The organism is Streptomyces sp. NBC_00310 (assembly GCF_036208085.1).
GTDB lineage: Bacteria > Actinomycetota > Actinomycetes > Streptomycetales > Streptomycetaceae > Streptomyces.
Window position 1 is genome coordinate 9,393,408 of record NZ_CP130714.1, and the last position, 17,266, is coordinate 9,410,673.

Consider the following 17,266-nt stretch of genomic DNA (forward strand, 5'->3'; position numbering starts at 1 on the left):
CGTCATGCTCAACCGACGTCCACGAACACGGGGTTCGAGTAGAACCAGGTGTCCTTCCAGGGATCGCCGTCGCCCGGCTCGTGCGGGATCGGACCGTGCGGATCGACGGACGCGCCCAGGTAACCCGTGCCGTTCCTGTTGCCGTCGCTGCCCCGCAGCCGGAGGTAGAAGGACTCGTCCCCGGCCGTGATCGGGACGCGGAGGGTGTACGTGCCCTCGCGGCCGCTGACGTCCCTGGTGTGCACGACCTTCGTGTCGGGGGCCTGCCAGGCGTCCCGGTCGGTCACCGGACCGCGCACCGCACCCCGGATGACGTCGACGTGGGCCAACTCCGGCAGGATTCCCTGGGGGTTGGCACGGGAGGCGGTCGTCACCGTCACGTTCAGGGTGAGCTTCTCGCCCTTGCGGACACGCAGCCGGCCGCCCAGGGTGACGCCGCGTCCGTCGTCGCGGTCCCGCTTGACGCGGACGTCGAGGCCGTCGAGCAGATGGCCGTGGTCGAGCCAGACGCGGCCCGCCCGCAGGCCCGCCATCACCGACCCGTAGCCGTAGCGGGTGACGCCCACGTGGGTGCGGCTGAACTGCCCGGGCCAGAAGTCGCTGCCGGGCTGCGGGGTGTCGGTGTTCACCGGGTCGGGCAGCCTGCCGGTGTTGTCGAAGTTCTGCCCGGCCGGCCAGTCGCCGTTCTTCCAGGTGTCGAAGACGATCCGGTGGGCGTCCGAGTTGGTGGTGATCGAGAACAGCTTGCCCTCGGCGAGCATGGCGTCCCAGAGGCCGCCCACGGTCGCCGTCGACCAGTCGAAACCGCCGTACGTGAGGAATGCCTCCGCCGGGTAACCGGGCCAGGACTGGGCGGACGGCTTGTTCTCGTACTCCCCGCGCACCGCGGTCGCGCCCCGCCAGCCGGGGATCGCCGCGCCCTGGGCGCCGGGCGCGCCCTCCATGCCGATCATGATCTCGGGGGCAGCGTCCCGCCAGCCGCGCAGCTCGTGCGGGGAGTCGATGCCGAGGCGCAGGGGGTGGTTGGCGAGGACCAGCACGTCGTCGACGTAGCCCGAACGCCGTTGCTGGGCAAGCCACTTGATCGCCTTGACGGCGTGCGTCTCGTTACGGGCGGTGTCCGCGCCGCCCACGGAACCGTCCGTGTAGCCCAGCAGCTTGCCGTCGTAGTCGCGCTCGAAGCGGGTGAGGAGGTCGACCTCGTGCCGGCCCGGGGTCGTGAAGACGGTGCAGTGCTCGGCGGCCGGGATGTACCACTCCAGACCCTGGAAGATCAGCTGCCGCGGGTTCTCGGCCCGGGCCCTGAGGACCTCCTGGTGTTCCAGTGCGGCCCCGAAGTCGGCGTGCCCGAAGTTGGAGTGCTCGGTGAACACCATCCAGTCGAGCCCGTACTCGGCGCCCGCCGCGGCCAGTTGGGAGAACGTGTACTTGGCGTCGTGGCTGTAGACGGTGTGGATGTGGTGGTCGCCGACGAGGTAGGCGAGCCGCGGGTCGTCGCCCCCGTAGGGGCGGGAAGCGGCGGAGGCCGGTGCCGCCAGGGAGCCGCCGGCGCCCATCGCGAAGGCGGCGCCGAACAGGCCCGCACCGCGCAGGAGTCCGCGGCGCGACACGCCCTGCGGGTCGAGGTCGGCGGGGGAGACGGACGGATCGGCCCAGGTGGGCAGTTGTCGCTCGTAGGTGTCGGATATGTCAGATGGATTGGACATGGTGTGTGGTTCCTTCGCGTCTCAGTGGTTCATGAACGACTTGACGGGAAGCGCCCGTTCGACGATGCGGACGTCACCGAGCCGCCCGTACAGGATCTGGTCGATCTCCCCGCCGTACTCGTAGCCGCCGAGGATCCAGGGCAGGCCCACGGAGGTCAGCCCGACGGCGTTCGCCTTCGGGTTGCGCACGACCGGGCAGCCCTGGACGTAGAGCGTGGTGTGCTTGCCGTCGTTGACGACCGCGAGGTGCCACCACGTCTCCAGCGGGGTCTCCTGGCCCCAGTTGGTCGCGATGCCCTGCTGGTTGAGCGGGCGCACCGCCCACTGCGGCTCCCGGTCGTTCGACAGCGACAGCGTGGCCAGCGGCTCGTCCGGGTCGTCGGCGGTCTTGCCCGCCGCGCCGCCCGTGCCGGTACGGCCGAGGACGCCCGCCCAGGCGTGGTTCGACGGGTTCCAGTCGGCGGGCAGCCGGTAGAACGCCTCGATGGTGTAACCGCCCTTGAACGTCGCCGAGTTGATCGGGGCCCCGTCGACCGTGCGCAGATACGCGCCCTTCAGCGGGGGCTTGCCGCCGTGGAACTCCAGGCTGCCGTGGCCGGGCTGGTCCGGGTGGTGGTCGGCCGACCAGGTGAGCGTGGCGCCCCCGACCGTGACCAGGCTGAGGTCGTTGCCGCGCCCCGAGCGGTCACGGATCGTGCCGCTGACCGCCGACCCGTCCTCCTGCCCGTCGAACCGCCAGTACGCGACCGTGCCGGGCACCAGCATCTTCGCGACCGGCCGCGACGCGCGCGCGGGCACCGGCGCGAAGCCGGCGAACCGCTTCTCGAAGTCGATCCCGACCGTGAACCGGTCGGCGTCGCCGGAGAGTTCGCTCTCCTGCCGCTCCAGCTCGTTGAGGCCCTCGGCGGCCCTGCCCAGGATCCACGGGGAGATCGTCTCCACGTCGACGGTGTTCCGGTCGAGGTCGAAACGGTAGAGACGGATCATCGCGGCGCCGCCGAAGTACCGGTTCTGGTAGTTCGTGAGGTGCAGATGGACATCGTTGTCAGCGGCGTTCTTCCGGGTCGTGCGCGCCGCCGGCCAGTAGTGCCCGTTGAGGGTGAGGAAGATCTGGTCGTGGTCCTTGATCAGTTGGTCCCACAGCGTCTGCCCGTACGAGGAAAGGGAGTCGTCCCCGTCGACCAGTTCGTGTGTGGTGAGGACGACCGGCGTCCTCGGGTGCCGGGCCAGGACGTCCTTCGCCCAGGCGAAACCCTTCGCGGACAGCCGCCAGTCCAGGGCGAGCACCATCCACTGCCGGCCGCCCGCCTCGAAGAGGTGGAAGGAGTTGTAGCCGTCCGGGGAGGCGCCCCCGAAGGTCGGCCTGCCCTCGAAGCGGGCGGGCCCGAAGACGTCCAGGTACGGGGTCGAGCCCCGCTGGTCGTCGGTGGACGAGCGCACGTCGTGGTTGCCCGCGAGGACGCTGTAGCCGACGCCCCTGCGGTCCAGCAGCCGGAAGGCCTCGCCGATCGCCGCGGTCTCCTGGGCGGTGCCGTTCTGGGTGAGGTCCCCGAGGTGGGACAGGAACACGATGTTCTCGTCCTCACCGTGTTCCAGAAGGTAACGCAGGGACGCCTCGACGGGCTTCCCGTCGATGCTCGGTCCGTCGAAGAGGTACTGGGTGTCGGGCATGACGGCGAGCGTGAAGCGGCGGCTCGCGGGGTCGGGCTCGCGGCGCCGCACCGCCGCCGCCTGCGCCGCGGCGGTGGACAGCGTGACCGTCGCCGCCGCGCCCAGCAGGGCGGTGGCACGGAGGAAGTTACGTCTGCCCGAGTGGGTCTGGGCAGAGTCCTGCCCCGGTTCGTGCGAGGTGCACACAGTGACTCCGTAGAAAGGGTTCGTGGGTCAGAGCGCCCGCAGCGTCCACGACCAGCGGTGGACGCCCGGCGGGACGAGATACGCGGGCGAGGTGTCGGGTCCGCACGAGGCGGTGCCCAGTCCCCGGTGCGCCGCGTCGATGTGGACCACGCAGCCCGGCCGGGGCGCCAGTTCGTCGTGGTGCGCGGCGGAGGTGAGGTCCTCCGCGCGGTGGCGGGTGACCGAGACCTGGCGGGGTCCGTCCAGCCGTACCGACAGGACGTGGTCGTCGCCGGAGAGCGTGAAGTGCCGTACACCGTGCCGGCCCCCGCTCTCCTGCGGTCGCAGATAGGGGGTGAACAGCTCGTCGACGGGGGCCGAGTGGTGGCCGACGGGCGCACCGGCCGCACGGTCCGGGTAGCTCTCCCAGGGGCCCTGTCCGTACCAGGCGAGGCGGTCGAAGTCGTCGACGGTCTCGAACACCGTGCCGACGCGGGCCACGTCCGTCAGCTCCTCGGGCAGCACGGCCGTCTCCTCGACGAGCACCCGGCCGTCCACCAGCGCTGTGAACGCCTGTTCGTGCTCGACGGCGCCGGCACCCGTCGTCCAGCGGGACCGGACCCGCACGGTGGCACCCTTGAGCTCCACGGAGACCGGCTCGCGCTGCGCGCGGTCCAGGCCCAGGTCGCGCCAGCGCTCGGCCATACCGCCGAGGACGTCGTTGTCGGTCGGGGCCCGCCACAGGCTCAGGGCCGGCGGGGAGGCGAGCAGCGGGTGCAGCAGCAGCCCGTTCTCGTCGGTCTCCGGCGGCGGGATGTGCCCGAGGTCCTCCTCGGCGCCCACCACCGGCTCCCGCTCGTCCGCCTCGTACCACTGGACCTGCGGCAGGCAGACCTCGGTGCCGCGGGGTGCCCAGGGCTCGTCGGCGGCCGTCGTCACGCGCAGGGTCAGCCAGATCTCACCGGCCCCGCCCGGTACCTCGGGCCGGTCGATCACGGCCGAACCGCCGGGCGGTACGGCGGGCAGCCGGGCCGGCAGCGTCCAGGTGCCGCCGTCGGCCGCCGCGAACTCCCACTCGGCGGCCAGCCACGACAGATCGCGGAAGTGCTGCCGGTTGTGCACCCGCAGCACCCGCCAGGTGCCCTCGCCCTCCACGGACAGCCGCACCGGGGCGGCGATCTCCCGGTGCTCGAACATCACCGGCTTGGGCGTGCGGTCGGGGAAGACGACCCCGTCGGCGATGAAGGCGCCGTCGTGGACGGTCTCGCCGAAGTCGCCGCCGTAGGCCCAGCGCAGGCCGGGGCCCGCGACTCCGTTCTCGTACAGCCCGGCGCCCCCACGCCCGGCCGGTCGTCCGTCGTTCACACGCTGGAGGATGCCGTGGTCCCAGAACTCCCAGATGAACCCGCCCTGAAGACCTGGGGTGGCCTCGATGGCGGCCCATGTGTCGGCCAGGGTTCCGTTGCTGTTGCCCATGGCGTGCGAGTACTCGCACTGGATCAGCGGCCTGGTCTGCTCGCCCGACAGCGCGTGCGCCACACAGTCCTCGATGGGCGCGTACATCGGGCAGGCGATGTCGGAGGCGTCGTCCGTGGCCGCCCAGTCCAGCTTCGCGGCCCCCTCGTACTGAACCGGCCGCGTCGGATCGTGCCGCCGCAGCCAGCCCGCCGCCGCGTCGTGGCCCGCGCCGTAGTCGGACTCGTTGCCCAGCGACCAGACGATCACCGACGGATGGTTCTTGTCCCGCAGCGCCATCCGGGAGACCCGGTCCACGAAGGCGCCCAGATAGCGCGGGTCGTCGGCGATCTCGTGGGCGTGGTCGTGCGACTCGATGTCCGCCTCGTCGACGACGTAGAAGCCGAGTTCGTCCGTGAGGTCGTACAGGGCCGGGTCGCCCGGATAGTGGGAGGTGCGGATCGCGTTGAAGCCGAACCGCTTGAGCGTCAGCAGGTCGGCGCGCATGTCCTCGTACGACACCGTCCGTCCCGTCAGCGGATGGAAGTCGTGCCGGTTCACGCCCCGGATGTAGACCCGCTCGCCGTTGACCAGCAGGTCCCGGCCGCGGATCTCGACGTCGCGGAAGCCGACCCGGTGGTACGAGGTGTCGGCGACCGTGCCGTCGGCCCGGTGCAGGCGGACGGTCAGGTCGTACAGCTCGGGGGTCTCGGCGTTCCAGGTCCGTACGTCGGGGACGACCGTCTCCATGCGGGCCTCGCCGAGGAAGTCGGAGACCCGGTCGTCCTCGGCGTTGGACCGGTCGAACTCGCGGTCCTGGGTGAGGAGTTCACCGTCCAGCTCCCCGCTGACGTACCACCCGGCGGGCAGCGTCCCCGTCCCCGCCCCCGCCCCCGAGCGCACCCGGCAGTCCACCCGCAGCTCCCCGTCGCGGCGCGCCCGCACGCTCACGTCCGCGAGATACAGCGGATCGGTGGCGTACAGCAGTACCGAGCGGGTGATCCCGCCGAGCCACCACTGGTCCTGGTCCTCGATGTGCGAGGCGTCGGACCACTTCACCACCGTGAGCCGCACGGTGACCTTCTCCCCGGGACGCACCAGGCCGGAGAGGTCGAACTCGGCGGCCAGATGGGAGTCCTTGGACACACCGGCCGGCCGCCCGTCCACATGGACGAGCAGCACGCTCTCGGCGGCGCCGACCTGCAGGACGATCCGGCGGCCGGCCCACTCGGCGGGTACGTCGACCTCCCGCTCGTACACCCCGGTCGGGTTCTCCGCCGGAGAGTCCGGCGGGAACTGGGGCCACGGCATACGGACGTTGGTGTACCGAGGTGGGTCCTCCGCCACCTGGAGGGCCCAGGAACCGGGGAGCTGGGCCCAGGACCAGCCGGGGCCGGGTTCCCGGTCGGGCGAGGGCAGCAGCTGGAACCGCCAGCGGCCGTCGAGCGACAGCGCCCGGTCGCGCCGGTCGACGGCGTTCATGGGCAGCCGCCCCCAGGAGGTCACCTCGGGTGCTTCCCAGGGGCGCAGGGCGAAGAGTGCGTCGGTCATGACCGTTCCGAAGTGGGTGGTGACAGGGGGGACATGGTCGGCCGGGGCAGGATGCGGCCCCGCAGGCCCCAGGCGGGGTCCACGGGGATGCCGAGACGGTCCAGGACGGTGGGGGCGATGTCGACGAGGCGGGGCGTGTCCAGCAGAGTGCCGCCGGGCATGCCGGGTTCGGCGAGGACGACGAAGACCTCTCGCTCGGCGCGCGTGTCGCCTCCGTGGCCGCCGGTGTCGAGATGTCCGTGGTCGGTGGTGACCAGGACCGTCCAGTGCTCGTCCGCGCGGACGGGGTCGAAGCGCCGGGCGTCGACGGCGGCGAGCAGCCGCCCGAGGTGGGCGTCCTGGGCGAGGAGGGCCCGGTCGTAGGCGGGGCTCAGGGGACCCGTGGCGTGGCCGGCCTCGTCGGTGGCGCCGAAGTACACGAACACGACGTCCGGGTCGTCCTCGGTGAGCCAGCGCACGGCGGTGCGGGCGACGAGGCTGTCCGCGCTCTCGTAGCCGTCCCTCTCGCCGTCGTACCGGACGCGCCGGCCGATGGCGGGGCCCAGGGTGCCGCGCAGGACCAGTTCCGGCCAGGACACCGCGGCCATCGTGCGCAGACCGGGCCGCGCCGTGACGGCGCGGGTGAGGAAGTCGGGGTGGCGGGCGTAGTCGGCGCCGGTGAAGTCGTTGCCGGTCACCCCGTGACGGTCGGGCCACACCCCGGTCAGCACGCTCGACCAGCCGGGCCCGGAGTCGGTGTAGGCCATGCTGGTGGACGGCCCGTCCTCGGCCTGACCGTCCACCTCGCCGTAGGGCAGCAGACCGCTGCCGTGGGCGCCCGCGGCCATCAGGCCGTGCAGTACGGGTGCCGTGGACGGCGGGCGAAGCGGGACGGGGCTCCCTCCGGCCGGCGGCCGGGGGAGGGGCAGCCGGTCGAAGCGCACCCCGTCCATCCCCACCACGAGCACCTTGCCGCGCCCCGGCCGTCCTGAGCCGCCGACATCCACCATCGCGCACCTCTCTCCCGGGGAGCGGTTCAGCTGCCCTGTACCGCGCCCTCGGTGGCGCCCGCGATGAAGCCGCGCGCGAAGATCGCGAAGACCGCGACCAGCGGCAGGGACGCCATGAGTACACCGGCCATGACCATGCTGTAGTCGGTGTTGTGGCCGACGTTGAGCTGGGCCAGCTCCACCTGGAGGGTGACGTGCTCGGGATTGGTGAGCACGATGAGGGGCCAGACGTAGTCGTTCCAGGCACCGACGAAGGCGTAGATGGCGAGGAAGGACAACGCGGGCTTGATCATCGGCAGGGCGACGTTCCAGTACTGACGGAAGAACCCGGCGCCGTCGATGCGGGCCGCGTCCAGCAGTTCGTCGGGCACACCGTTCTCGATGTACTGGCGCAGCCAGAAGATGCCGAAGGCGTTGGAGAGCGCGGGCCAGACCAGCGCCTTGAGCATGCCGACCCAGCCGACCTCGGACATCAGGATGAACTGCGGCAGGACGGCCAGCTGGAGCGGCAGCATCATGAACACCAGCAGGGTGCCGAAGAGCCACTTGCGCCCGGGGAACTCGAACTTGGCGAAGGCGAAGGCCGCCAGGGAGTCGACGAACAGCACCAGGACCGTGGTGACACACGCGACGACGACCGTGTTGAGCATCGACCCGAAGAAGTCGATGGTGTCCAGCACATGCCGGATGTTCTCCAGCAGATGGGAGCCGAAGGTCAGCTTCGGCGGGCTCTTGTAGATGTCCCGGGTGGTGTTGGTCGCCATCACGATCGTCCACACGAACGGGAACACCGAGATCAGGACGGCCAGGACGAGGAAGACGTGCGCGGACAGGCCCTTGGGGCGGCGCTGGCGCTTGGCGCCCGTGGCCGGCCGCGGCGTGACGGCGGTCGTCATGACTTCCTCCCTCGTTGCACGATGCGCCAGTTGATGACGACGAGCACGATGATCAGTACGAAGAAGGCCCACACGATGGCCGCGCCGTAGCCGTAGTCGTTGTCGAGGAAGGCCGACTGGTAGAAGTACAGCAGCGTGGTCAGGCCCGCCTGGCCCGGACCGCCGAGGTTCTGGTTGGCGGCGTTGCTGGCGAAGAGCACCTGGGGTTCGCTGAAGCTCTGCAGGCCGTTGATGGTCGAGATGACGACCGTGAACAGGATGATCGGCCGCATGATCGGAATGGTGATCTGGAAGAAGGTGCGGACGGGGCCGGCGCCGTCCATCCTGGCCGCCTCGTAGACCGAGTTCGGGATGGACTGAAGGCCGGCCAGGTAGATGATCATGTTGTAGCCGGTCCACATCCAGGTCATCAGCAGCGCGATGACCACCTTGATCAGCCACGGGTTGCTCAGCCACGGGACGGGCGAGATGCCGACCATGCCCAGGATCGCGTTGACCAGGCCGAAGTCGTTGCTGAACACCGCGCCGAAGAAGATCGCCACGGCGACGATCGACGTCACGTTCGGCACGTAGAGGGCGATGCGGTAGAAGCCCTTGAAGCGGCGCACCGAGTGCAGCAGCGTCGCCAGGACCAGGGCGCCGAAGAGCGTGGGAACGGTGGACAGGACCCAGATCAGCAGGGTGTTGCGGATCGACAGCCAGAAGACCGGGTCGCTCCAGAGGAACTCGAACTGCTGGAATCCCACGAACTGCTTGGTGCCCAGGCCGTCGTAGCGCTGGAAGGCCAGATACAGCGAATAGAAGACGGGGACGAAGGAGAAGACGACGAAGATCAGGTAGAAGGGCGAGATCGCCAGGTACTGCCGCCAGTACGACAGCACCCCGCGACGCGCGGGCCGCGCGACGCCCGCGGGCGGGGTGCGCCGCGGGCGGAAGCGGGCCGGGCCCGGCCCGCCACGGTGCTCTGGCACCGTGGCGGGGCCGGTGACCGGAGGTGATGCCACCTCAGTTCACCCCCTGTCGCCGGGCGATCTGCTTGGCCTGGGAGACCGCGTCCTTCCAGGCGTCGTCGGGCTTCTTGCCCTTGGCCTCGATGCTGGTCAGCTCGGCCATGAAGGGAGCCATGACCGCCGAGTCGGCGGGGGCCTCGTAGCTCACGGGAATGGCCTCGGCGGCCGGGCCGAAGACCTCGATGATCTTCTGTCCGCCGAAGAAGGCGTCGGGGCCCGTCATGGCCGGCATCGCGTACGTCTCCGGGGAGGCGGGGAAGATGGCGGCGTCGGTGAAGCTCTTGGCGTTGTTGTCCGGGCTCAGGATCCAGCTGATGATCTTGAATGCCTCTTCGGGGTTCCGGCACTGCTGGGGCAGGGTCAGATAGGAGCCGCCCTGGTTGGCCGGTCCGCCCGGGGTCGCGCAGACCCGCCACTTGCCCTTGGTGCCCGGGGCCGCCGACTCGATGTCCAGCGCGTGCCAGGCGGCGCCGACCTCGGTGGTCAGGCTCTTGCCGACGGCGGCGTTCCAGCTCTGGTCGTTGATCTTGGCGTCGAGGCCGAGGGTGTAGGCGCGGACCGCGGTGTCCCACGCGGCACGTATGTGGTCCTGGTCGCCGATGAAGTGGTTGTCCTGGTCGATGAACCGCTTGGTGCCCTGGCCGACCGCGATGCTGAACACCGAGCCCATGTTGTTGATCAGGAAGGTGCCGGGCAGCGCCTTCTTCAGTTCGGTACCGAGCGCGAAGTAGTCCTCCCAGGTCTTGGCCTCGGCCGCGACCTTGGCCGGGTCGCTGGGCAGCCCGGCCTTGTCGAACTGGTCCGCGCGGTAGAAGAGCGCGGTGGGGCCGATGTCGATCGGGAACCCGATCTGCTTGCCGTCCTCGGTCTGGGCGAGCTTGGTCTTCCACTCCAGGTACTGCGACGAGATCTTCTTGAAGCCCAGGTCGTTCAGGTCGAGGAAGCGGTCGGCGTTGGGCAGGAAGGAGGCGATGTCCTCGCCCTTGATGCCGGTGATGTCCGGCACGGAGGAGCCGCCCGCGGCGAGGGTGGTGGTGAGCTTCTGCTTGAAGTCGCCGCCTATGGAGGAGCTGGTCAGTTTGACCTGGCCCTTGAAGTGCGTCTTGGCCTCGGCGACCACCTTGTCGCTGAGGGCTCCGCCCCAGTACCACATGGTGAGGTTCTTGCCGTTCTTGGTGCCGCCGGATTCCGAGTCGCCGCCACAGGCGACGGTCAGGCCGGAGGCCGCCGCGGTGAGCACGGCAGCCTGGAGGAAGCCTCTACGGGAAAGGTCCACGGGTCACTCCTGTTTGTTCCTGTTCGTGGTACTAAGGGGCGTTTTTTCGTGGGGCTCAGTGCGGCCGGGCGGGCGGGGTGACCGGGGCGTGACGCACCGGTGGGCCGAGGTCCGCCGGGATGCGGTGCGGGAGGAAGCCGTAGGCCTTCATCAGGTCGGGGTCGGTCAGCGAGCGCCACCAGCGGTCGACGCCGTACCAGCCGGGCGCCGCCAGGCCTCCGCCGTGGTGGCCCACGGACAGTCCGGCGGACAGGACGGCGAACCGCAGCCGCTCCACCAGCGGCCAGCCGCCCAGGGAGGCGGCGACGAAGCTCGCGCCGAAGACGTCGCCGGCGCCCGTCGCGTCGAGCACGTCGACGTCGAGGGCCGGGACCTCCGCGTACTCGCCCGTCGTCTGGTCCACCGCGACGGCGCCATCGCCGCCACGCGTGACCACGGCCACCGGCACCAGCTCGCTCAGCGTGCCGAGCGCGGCGACCGCGCTGTCGGTCCGGGTGTACGCCATCGCCTCGGTCTCGTTGGGGAGGAAGGCGTGGCACAGGGCGAGTTGGTCGAGCAGGTCGCCGGACCACTGCTGGGTGGGGTCCCAGCCGACGTCCGCGTAGATGTGCGTGCCGTTCGCGGCGGCCTTGGCCAGCCACTCGCGCGGCTCGGCCTCGATGTGCACCAGTGCCGTGCGCGACTCGGGCGGGTCGCCCATCAACACGTCCTGGGAGTAAGGGGGTTCCTGGCCGTGGGTGACCAGGGCCCGGTCATGACCGTGGGCGAGGGAGACGGTGACGGGGGTGTGCCAGCCGTCCGCGGTGCGCGAGAGGGAGAGGTCGACGTTCTCCTGGCCGGCGAGGACGTCACGGCAGTAGCCGCCGTAGTAGTCGTCGCCGAAGACCGTGGCCAGGGAGGTCCGCAGGCCGAAACGGGCCGCGGCCACCGCCAGGTTGGCGATGCCGCCCGGACCGCAGCCCATGCCGTCGGTCCAGATCTCCTCGCCGGGTGTGGGCGGCTTTCCCAGCCCCGTGAGCACGAGGTCGTAGAAGAGCAGCCCGGTCAGCAGCACATCGGGCCGGTCGTCGTCCACGCGTGCACCCTCTCGTCGAGACTTTCGAGGATCACTCTTCAAAAGTCTTCAATTTCGGTGCACAGATCGTGCGCGCCTCCGAGGTGTTTGGCAAGAGTCAAGCAGAAGTGAGCATAGAAATGATTGGGAATGACGAGTACTGTTCAGCGCGTGCTGGCAGAGCGACGACACCAACTCATCCTGCGGGCCCTGCGATCAGGCGGCCCGGCGGCGGTCACCGACCTGTCCGAACAGCTCGGCGTGAGCCCCGCCACCATCCGGCGTGACCTCCTCAGGCTGGAGGAGGAGGGGCTGCTCACCCGTGTGCACGGCGGCGCGGTCGTGGACGAGGGCGACCAGCCCTTCGCCGAGGTCGCCGAGGTGCGGGTGGCCGAGAAGGACGCGATAGCGGCGAAGGCCGCCTCGATGGTCCGCGACGGTCAGTCCGTGCTCCTCGACATCGGGACCACCGCCTACCGCCTGGCCCGGCAGCTGCACGGCCGCCGTCTCACCGTGATCACCAGCAACCTGGTGGTCTACGAGGAGCTGGCCGACGACGAGGGCATCGAACTGGTGCTGCTCGGCGGCATGGTCCGCCGCGAGTACCGTTCCCTCGTCGGCTTCCTCACCGAGGACAACCTCCGGCAACTGCACGCCGACTGGCTGTTCCTCGGCACGAGCGGGGTGCGGCCCGGCGGACAGGTGATGGACACGACCGTCGTCGAGGTCCCGGTCAAACGCGCGATGATCAAGGCCGGCGACAAGGTCGTCCTGCTCGCCGACTCCGCGAAGTTCCCGGGTACGGGGATGGCGCGGGTCTGCGGTCCCGGGGAACTCGACGTGGTCGTGACCAACGGGTCGGTGGACCCGGGCACCCGGTCCTCGTTCGAGGACGCGGGGGTCGAAGTGGTCACGGTATGACCGCCCCCGCGGGGGGACGGCTGACACGTGTCGGGACGGCCCGCACAGACGCACGATCGGCAAAGGTGGTAGTTGCGTGAAGCTGACGATTCTGGGCGGCGGAGGATTCCGGGTGCCCCTCGTGTACGGGGCGCTCCTCGGGGACCGCGCCGAGGGCCGGGTCACCCATGTCGTGCTGCACGACCTGGACGCCGAGCGGCTCTCCGCCGTCACCCGCGTCCTGGCCGAGCAGGCGGCGGACGTGCCCGACGCCCCGGCGGTGACCGCCACCACCGACCTCGACGAGGCCCTCACCGGCGCCGACTTCATCTTCTCCGCGATCCGCGTCGGCGGCCTGGAGGGCCGCGCGAACGACGAGCGGGTGGCCCTCGACGAAGGCGTCCTCGGCCAGGAGACCGTCGGCGCCGGCGGCATCGCCTACGGCCTGCGCACGGTCCCCGTCGCCGTGGACATCGCCCGCCGGGTGGCCCGGCTCGCCCCCGACGCCTGGGTCATCAACTTCACCAACCCGGCCGGCCTGGTCACCGAGGCCATGTCCCGCCACCTCGGCGACCGCGTCATCGGCATCTGCGACTCACCGGTGGGCCTCGGCCGCCGTATCGCCCGTGTCCTCGGGGTGACGAACCCCAAGGAGGCCTGGATCGACTACGTCGGCCTCAACCACCTCGGCTGGGTCCGCGGCCTGCGCGTCGCCGGCCGCGACGAACTCCCGCGCCTGCTCGCCGACCGCGACCTCCTCGGCTCCTTCGAGGAGGGCAAGCTCTTCGGCGTCGACTGGCTCCAGTCCCTCGGCGCGATCCCCAACGAGTACCTGCACTACTACTACTTCAACCGCGAGGCCGTCCGCGCCTACCAGGCGGTCGAGAAGACCCGGGGCGCCTTCCTCAAGGACCAGCAGGCCCACTTCTACGAGGAGATGCGCCGCCCCGACGCCCACGCGCTCAAGGCCTGGGACCGCACCCGCGCCGAGCGCGAGGCCACCTACATGTCGGAGAACCGGGAGACGGCCGGCGCCGGCGAACGCGACGCCGACGACCTGTCCGGCGGCTACGAGAAGGTCGCCCTCGCCCTGATGCGGGCCATCGCCCGCGACGAACGCACCACCCTCATCCTCAACGTCCGCAACAAGGGAACCCTCTCGGCCCTCGACACCGAGGCCGTCATCGAGGTGCCCTGCCTGGTCGACGCCAACGGCGCCCACCCGGTCGCCGTCGCCCCCCTGCCCGACCATGCCACCGGCCTGGTCTGCGCGGTCAAGGCCGTCGAACGCGAGGTCCTCGCCGCCGCCGAGGCGGGTTCCCGTACGACCGCGGTGAAGGCCTTCGCCCTGCACCCGCTGGTCGACTCGGTCAATGTGGCGCGCAGGCTGGTGGAGGGATACATCGAGGTCCACCCGGGCCTGGCGTACCTTAAGTAGGCCCACCGCCGGAAAGCGCTTTCCCCCGCTCGCTCCCTCTCTGGAGACCCGTCATGCACGACGAACGCCGCCGCATCGAGGAACGCGTCGAGCGCGTCCACACCCAGCGCGTCAAGCCCGCCGTCTACGCGGCCTCCGTGCCCTTCGAGGTCGAGGCCTGGCAGGCGCCGGGCGAGCCCGTCCCCTTCGAGGAGGCCGCGGGCGCCTCGTACACACCGTTCGCGATGGACACCCCCTGGGGCCCGCCGTGGGGCACGACCTGGTTCCGGATGCGCGGACAGGTGCCCGCCGCGTGGGCGGGCCGCCGCGTCGAGGCGGTCATCGACCTCGGCTTCGTCGGCGACTGGCCCGGCAACCAGGCCGAGGCCCTGGTCCACCTCGCCGACGGCACCCCGCTGAAGGCGGTCAACCCGCTCAACCAGTACGTGCCGATCGGCAACCCCGTCCGGGGCGGCGAGACCATCGACTACCTGGTCGAGGCGGCGTCCAACCCCGACATCCTCGCCGACAACTTCTCGAAGATCACGCCGATGGGTGACATCCTCACGGCCGGCGACAAGCCGCTCTACACCTTCCAGCGCGCCGACCTCGCCGTCCTCGACGAGGAGGTCTTCCACCTCGACCTGGACCTCCAGGTGCTGCGCGAGCTGATGGTCCACCTCGGCGAGCACGAGCCCCGCCGCCACGAGATCCTGCACGCCCTGGACCGGGCCATGGACGCCGTCGACCTGGACGACGTCTCCGGCAGTGCGACGGCGGTCCGCGAGATCCTCGCCCCGGTCCTCGCCAAGCCCGCCCATGCCAGCGCCCACACCATCTCCGGCGTCGGCCACGCCCACATCGACTCCGCCTGGCTCTGGCCCATCCGCGAGACCAAGCGCAAGACGTCCCGCACCTTCTCCAACGTCACCGCGCTGGCCGACGAGTACGAGGACTTCATCTTCGCCTGCTCCCAGGCCGTGCAGTACGAGTGGGTCCGCGACAACTACCCGCAGGTGTGGGAACGGATCAAGAAGGCCGTCGACAAGGGCCAGTGGGTACCCGTCGGCGGCATGTGGGTCGAGTCCGACGGCAACCTGCCCGGCGGCGAGGCCATCGCCCGCCAGCTCGTCCACGGCAAGCGGTTCTTCATCGAGCACTTCGGCATCGAGACCAAGGGCGTCTGGCTGCCGGACTCCTTCGGCTACAACGCCTCCTACCCGCAGCTCGCCAAGCTCGCCGGCAACGACTGGTTCCTCACCCAGAAGATCTCCTGGAACCAGACCAACAGGTTCCCCCACCACACCTTCTGGTGGGAGGGCATCGACGGCACCCGCATCTTCACCCACTTCCCGCCGGTCGACACCTACAACGCCCGCTTCAGCGGCGAGGAGATGGACCGCGCCGTCCGCAACTACCAGGAGAAGGGCGCCGGCACCCGCTCGCTGGCGCCCTTCGGCTGGGGCGACGGCGGTGGCGGCCCCACCCGCGAGATCATGGAACGCGCCCGCCGCCTCGCGGACCTGGAGGGCTCACCGAAGGTCGTCGTCGAACACCCCGACGAGTTCTTCGCCAAGGCCCGCGCCGAGTACGAGGACGCCCCCGTCTGGAACGGCGAGCTGTACCTGGAGCTCCACCGTGCCACGTACACCTCCCAGGCCCGCACCAAGCAGGGCAACCGCCGCAGCGAGCACAAGCTGCGCGAGGCCGAACTCTGGGCGACCACGGCCGCGCTCCACGCGCCCGGCTACTCCTACCCGTACGAGAAGCTCGACCGCCTCTGGAAGACGGTCCTCCTCCACCAGTTCCACGACATCCTGCCGGGCTCCTCGATCGCCTGGGTCCACCGCGAGGCGGAGGCGGAGTACGCGCGGGTGGCGAAGGAACTGGAGGAGCTGACGGCTCAGGCGATCTCGGCGCTCGGCGGCGGAGACCCGCGGGTCTTCAACACCAGCCCGCGCGACCGGGCCGAGGTGGTCCGTACGCCGGCGGGTGCACCGGTGTACGTGACGGTACCCGCGAACGGCAGCGCGCCCCTCACCGCCGCCGAACCCCCGCACCCCGTCACCGTCTCCGGCCGCGTCCTCGACAACGGCCTGGTCCGGGTGGAGATCGCCGAGGACGGCACCCTCGCCTCCGTGCGCGACCTACGTGCCGACCGCGAGGTGCTCGGCGACACGGGCAACCTGCTCCGTCTGCACACCGACCTCCCGAACTACTGGGACGCCTGGGACGTCGACAAGCACTACAAGAACCGCTACACGGACCTGCTGGACGCCGAGTCGGTGACCGTGGTCGAGGAGGACCCCCTCCTCGGCGCCATCCGCGTGGAGCGCTCGTTCGGCAAGGGATCCCGCATCACCCAGACGATCACCCTGCGCGCCGGCAGCCCCCGGATCGACTTCGAGACGGACATCGACTGGCACGAGGCCGAGAAGTTCCTCAAGGCCGGCTTCCCGATCGACGTCCGCGCGCCCCACTCCTCCGCGGAGATCCAGTTCGGCCACATCCAGCGCCCCACCCACACCAACACCAGCTGGGAGGCGGCCCGCTTCGAGGTCTCCGGCCACCGCTGGGTGCACGTCGCCGAGCCCGGCTACGGCGTGGCGGTGATCAACGACTCCACCTACGGCCACGACGTCTCCCGCACGGTCCGCGAGGACGGCGGTACGACCACCACGGTCCGCCTCAGCCTGGTCCGCGCCCCGCGCATCCCGGACCCCGAGGCCGACCAGGGCAAGCACCGCATCACCTACTCGCTCCTGCCCGGCGCGAGCATCGAGGACGCGGTCGCCGAGGGCTACGCCCTCAACCTGCCGCTGCGGGTCGCGGACGCGGCCGGCGCCCCCGAGCCGGTCGTGTCCGTGGACGGCGCCGGAGTGACCGTCGAGGCGGTCAAGCTCGCCGACGACGCCTCCGGCGACGTCGTGGTCCGGATCTACGAATCGAATGGCGGCCGGGCCCGGGGCGTCCTGCGCACCGGCTTCCCGCTCGCCGGTGCCCAGATCACCGACCTGCTGGAACGCCCCCTGTCGGAGACGGCCACGGACGGCGACGGCGTCCCGGTGACGCTGCGCCCGTTCGAGGTGCAGACCCTGCGGCTGGCGGTGGGGGAACGGTGACCGCCGTTCCCGTCAAGAATTAAGAAAGGCATGAAACAGCTGGTCGCGGCGGGC

General features: G+C 70.7%; 11 protein-coding genes. 3 read left to right on the top strand and 8 right to left on the bottom strand.

The window, feature by feature from the left end:
- Positions 1–8: 8 nt before the first annotated feature.
- From OG202_RS40955 to OG202_RS40990, 8 genes are all read right to left on the bottom strand, one after another.
- Positions 9–1,706, bottom strand: a complete 1,698-nt coding sequence (locus OG202_RS40955; protein WP_327726843.1) for a PHP domain-containing protein — start codon at positions 1,704–1,706, stop codon at positions 9–11.
- A 21-nt stretch (positions 1,707–1,727) separates the two neighbouring features.
- Positions 1,728–3,563 (bottom strand): LamG-like jellyroll fold domain-containing protein, encoded by a 1,836-nt coding sequence (locus tag OG202_RS40960; RefSeq protein ID WP_327726842.1) that lies wholly within the window; start codon positions 3,561–3,563, stop codon positions 1,728–1,730.
- Positions 3,564–3,590: 27 nt separating this feature from the next.
- Positions 3,591–6,548, bottom strand: a complete 2,958-nt coding sequence (locus OG202_RS40965; RefSeq protein WP_328224404.1) for a glycoside hydrolase family 2 TIM barrel-domain containing protein — start codon at positions 6,546–6,548, stop codon at positions 3,591–3,593.
- Entirely contained in the window at positions 6,545–7,537 is a 993-nt protein-coding gene (locus tag OG202_RS40970; protein WP_328224405.1) for an alkaline phosphatase family protein, read from the bottom strand. The genes OG202_RS40965 and OG202_RS40970 overlap by 4 nt, the downstream gene beginning before the upstream one ends.
- Positions 7,538–7,563: 26 nt before the next feature.
- The gene (locus tag OG202_RS40975) at positions 7,564–8,433 is read right to left on the bottom strand and encodes a carbohydrate ABC transporter permease (protein WP_327726839.1); all 870 of its coding nucleotides are present in this window, start codon (positions 8,431–8,433) and stop codon (positions 7,564–7,566) included.
- On the bottom strand, positions 8,430–9,314 hold the full coding sequence (locus OG202_RS40980; protein ID WP_326585538.1) for a carbohydrate ABC transporter permease: 885 nt from the start codon (positions 9,312–9,314) through the stop codon (positions 8,430–8,432). The genes OG202_RS40975 and OG202_RS40980 overlap by 4 nt, the downstream gene beginning before the upstream one ends.
- 124 nt (positions 9,315–9,438) lie before the next feature.
- Positions 9,439–10,719, bottom strand: a complete 1,281-nt coding sequence (locus tag OG202_RS40985) for an ABC transporter substrate-binding protein (RefSeq protein WP_327726838.1) — start codon at positions 10,717–10,719, stop codon at positions 9,439–9,441.
- Positions 10,720–10,774: 55 nt separating this feature from the next.
- Positions 10,775–11,794, bottom strand: a complete 1,020-nt coding sequence (locus tag OG202_RS40990; protein ID WP_326574636.1) for a carbohydrate kinase family protein — start codon at positions 11,792–11,794, stop codon at positions 10,775–10,777.
- A gap of 150 nt (positions 11,795–11,944) precedes the next feature.
- Between OG202_RS40990 and OG202_RS40995 the strand changes: the two genes are divergently transcribed.
- The 3 genes from OG202_RS40995 to OG202_RS41005 all read left to right on the top strand — a co-directional run bounded on the left by OG202_RS40995 (position 11,945) and on the right by OG202_RS41005 (position 17,212).
- Positions 11,945–12,694, top strand: coding sequence for a DeoR/GlpR family DNA-binding transcription regulator (locus tag OG202_RS40995; RefSeq protein WP_326585537.1), 750 nt, complete (start codon positions 11,945–11,947; stop codon positions 12,692–12,694).
- Positions 12,695–12,770: 76 nt separating this feature from the next.
- A complete protein-coding gene (locus OG202_RS41000; RefSeq protein WP_327726837.1) occupies positions 12,771–14,111 on the top strand; it encodes a 6-phospho-beta-glucosidase in 1,341 nt (446 codons plus the stop codon).
- Positions 14,112–14,164: 53 nt separating this feature from the next.
- On the top strand, positions 14,165–17,212 hold the full coding sequence (locus tag OG202_RS41005; RefSeq protein WP_328224406.1) for an alpha-mannosidase: 3,048 nt from the start codon (positions 14,165–14,167) through the stop codon (positions 17,210–17,212).
- Positions 17,213–17,266 lie beyond the last annotated feature (54 nt).

Bases quoted from the DNA above. Each gene is read 5' to 3' on its own strand.
- OG202_RS40970 (WP_328224405.1), bottom strand. From the start codon at position 7,537: ATGGTGGATGTCGGCGGCTCAGGACGGCCGGGGCGCGGCAAGGTGCTC.
- OG202_RS40965 (WP_328224404.1), bottom strand. From the start codon at position 6,548: ATGACCGACGCACTCTTCGCCCTGCGCCCCTGGGAAGCACCCGAGGTG.
- OG202_RS41005 (WP_328224406.1), top strand. From the start codon at position 14,165: ATGCACGACGAACGCCGCCGCATCGAGGAACGCGTCGAGCGCGTCCAC.
- OG202_RS40975 (WP_327726839.1), bottom strand. From the start codon at position 8,433: ATGACGACCGCCGTCACGCCGCGGCCGGCCACGGGCGCCAAGCGCCAG.
- OG202_RS40955 (WP_327726843.1), bottom strand. From the start codon at position 1,706: ATGTCCAATCCATCTGACATATCCGACACCTACGAGCGACAACTGCCC.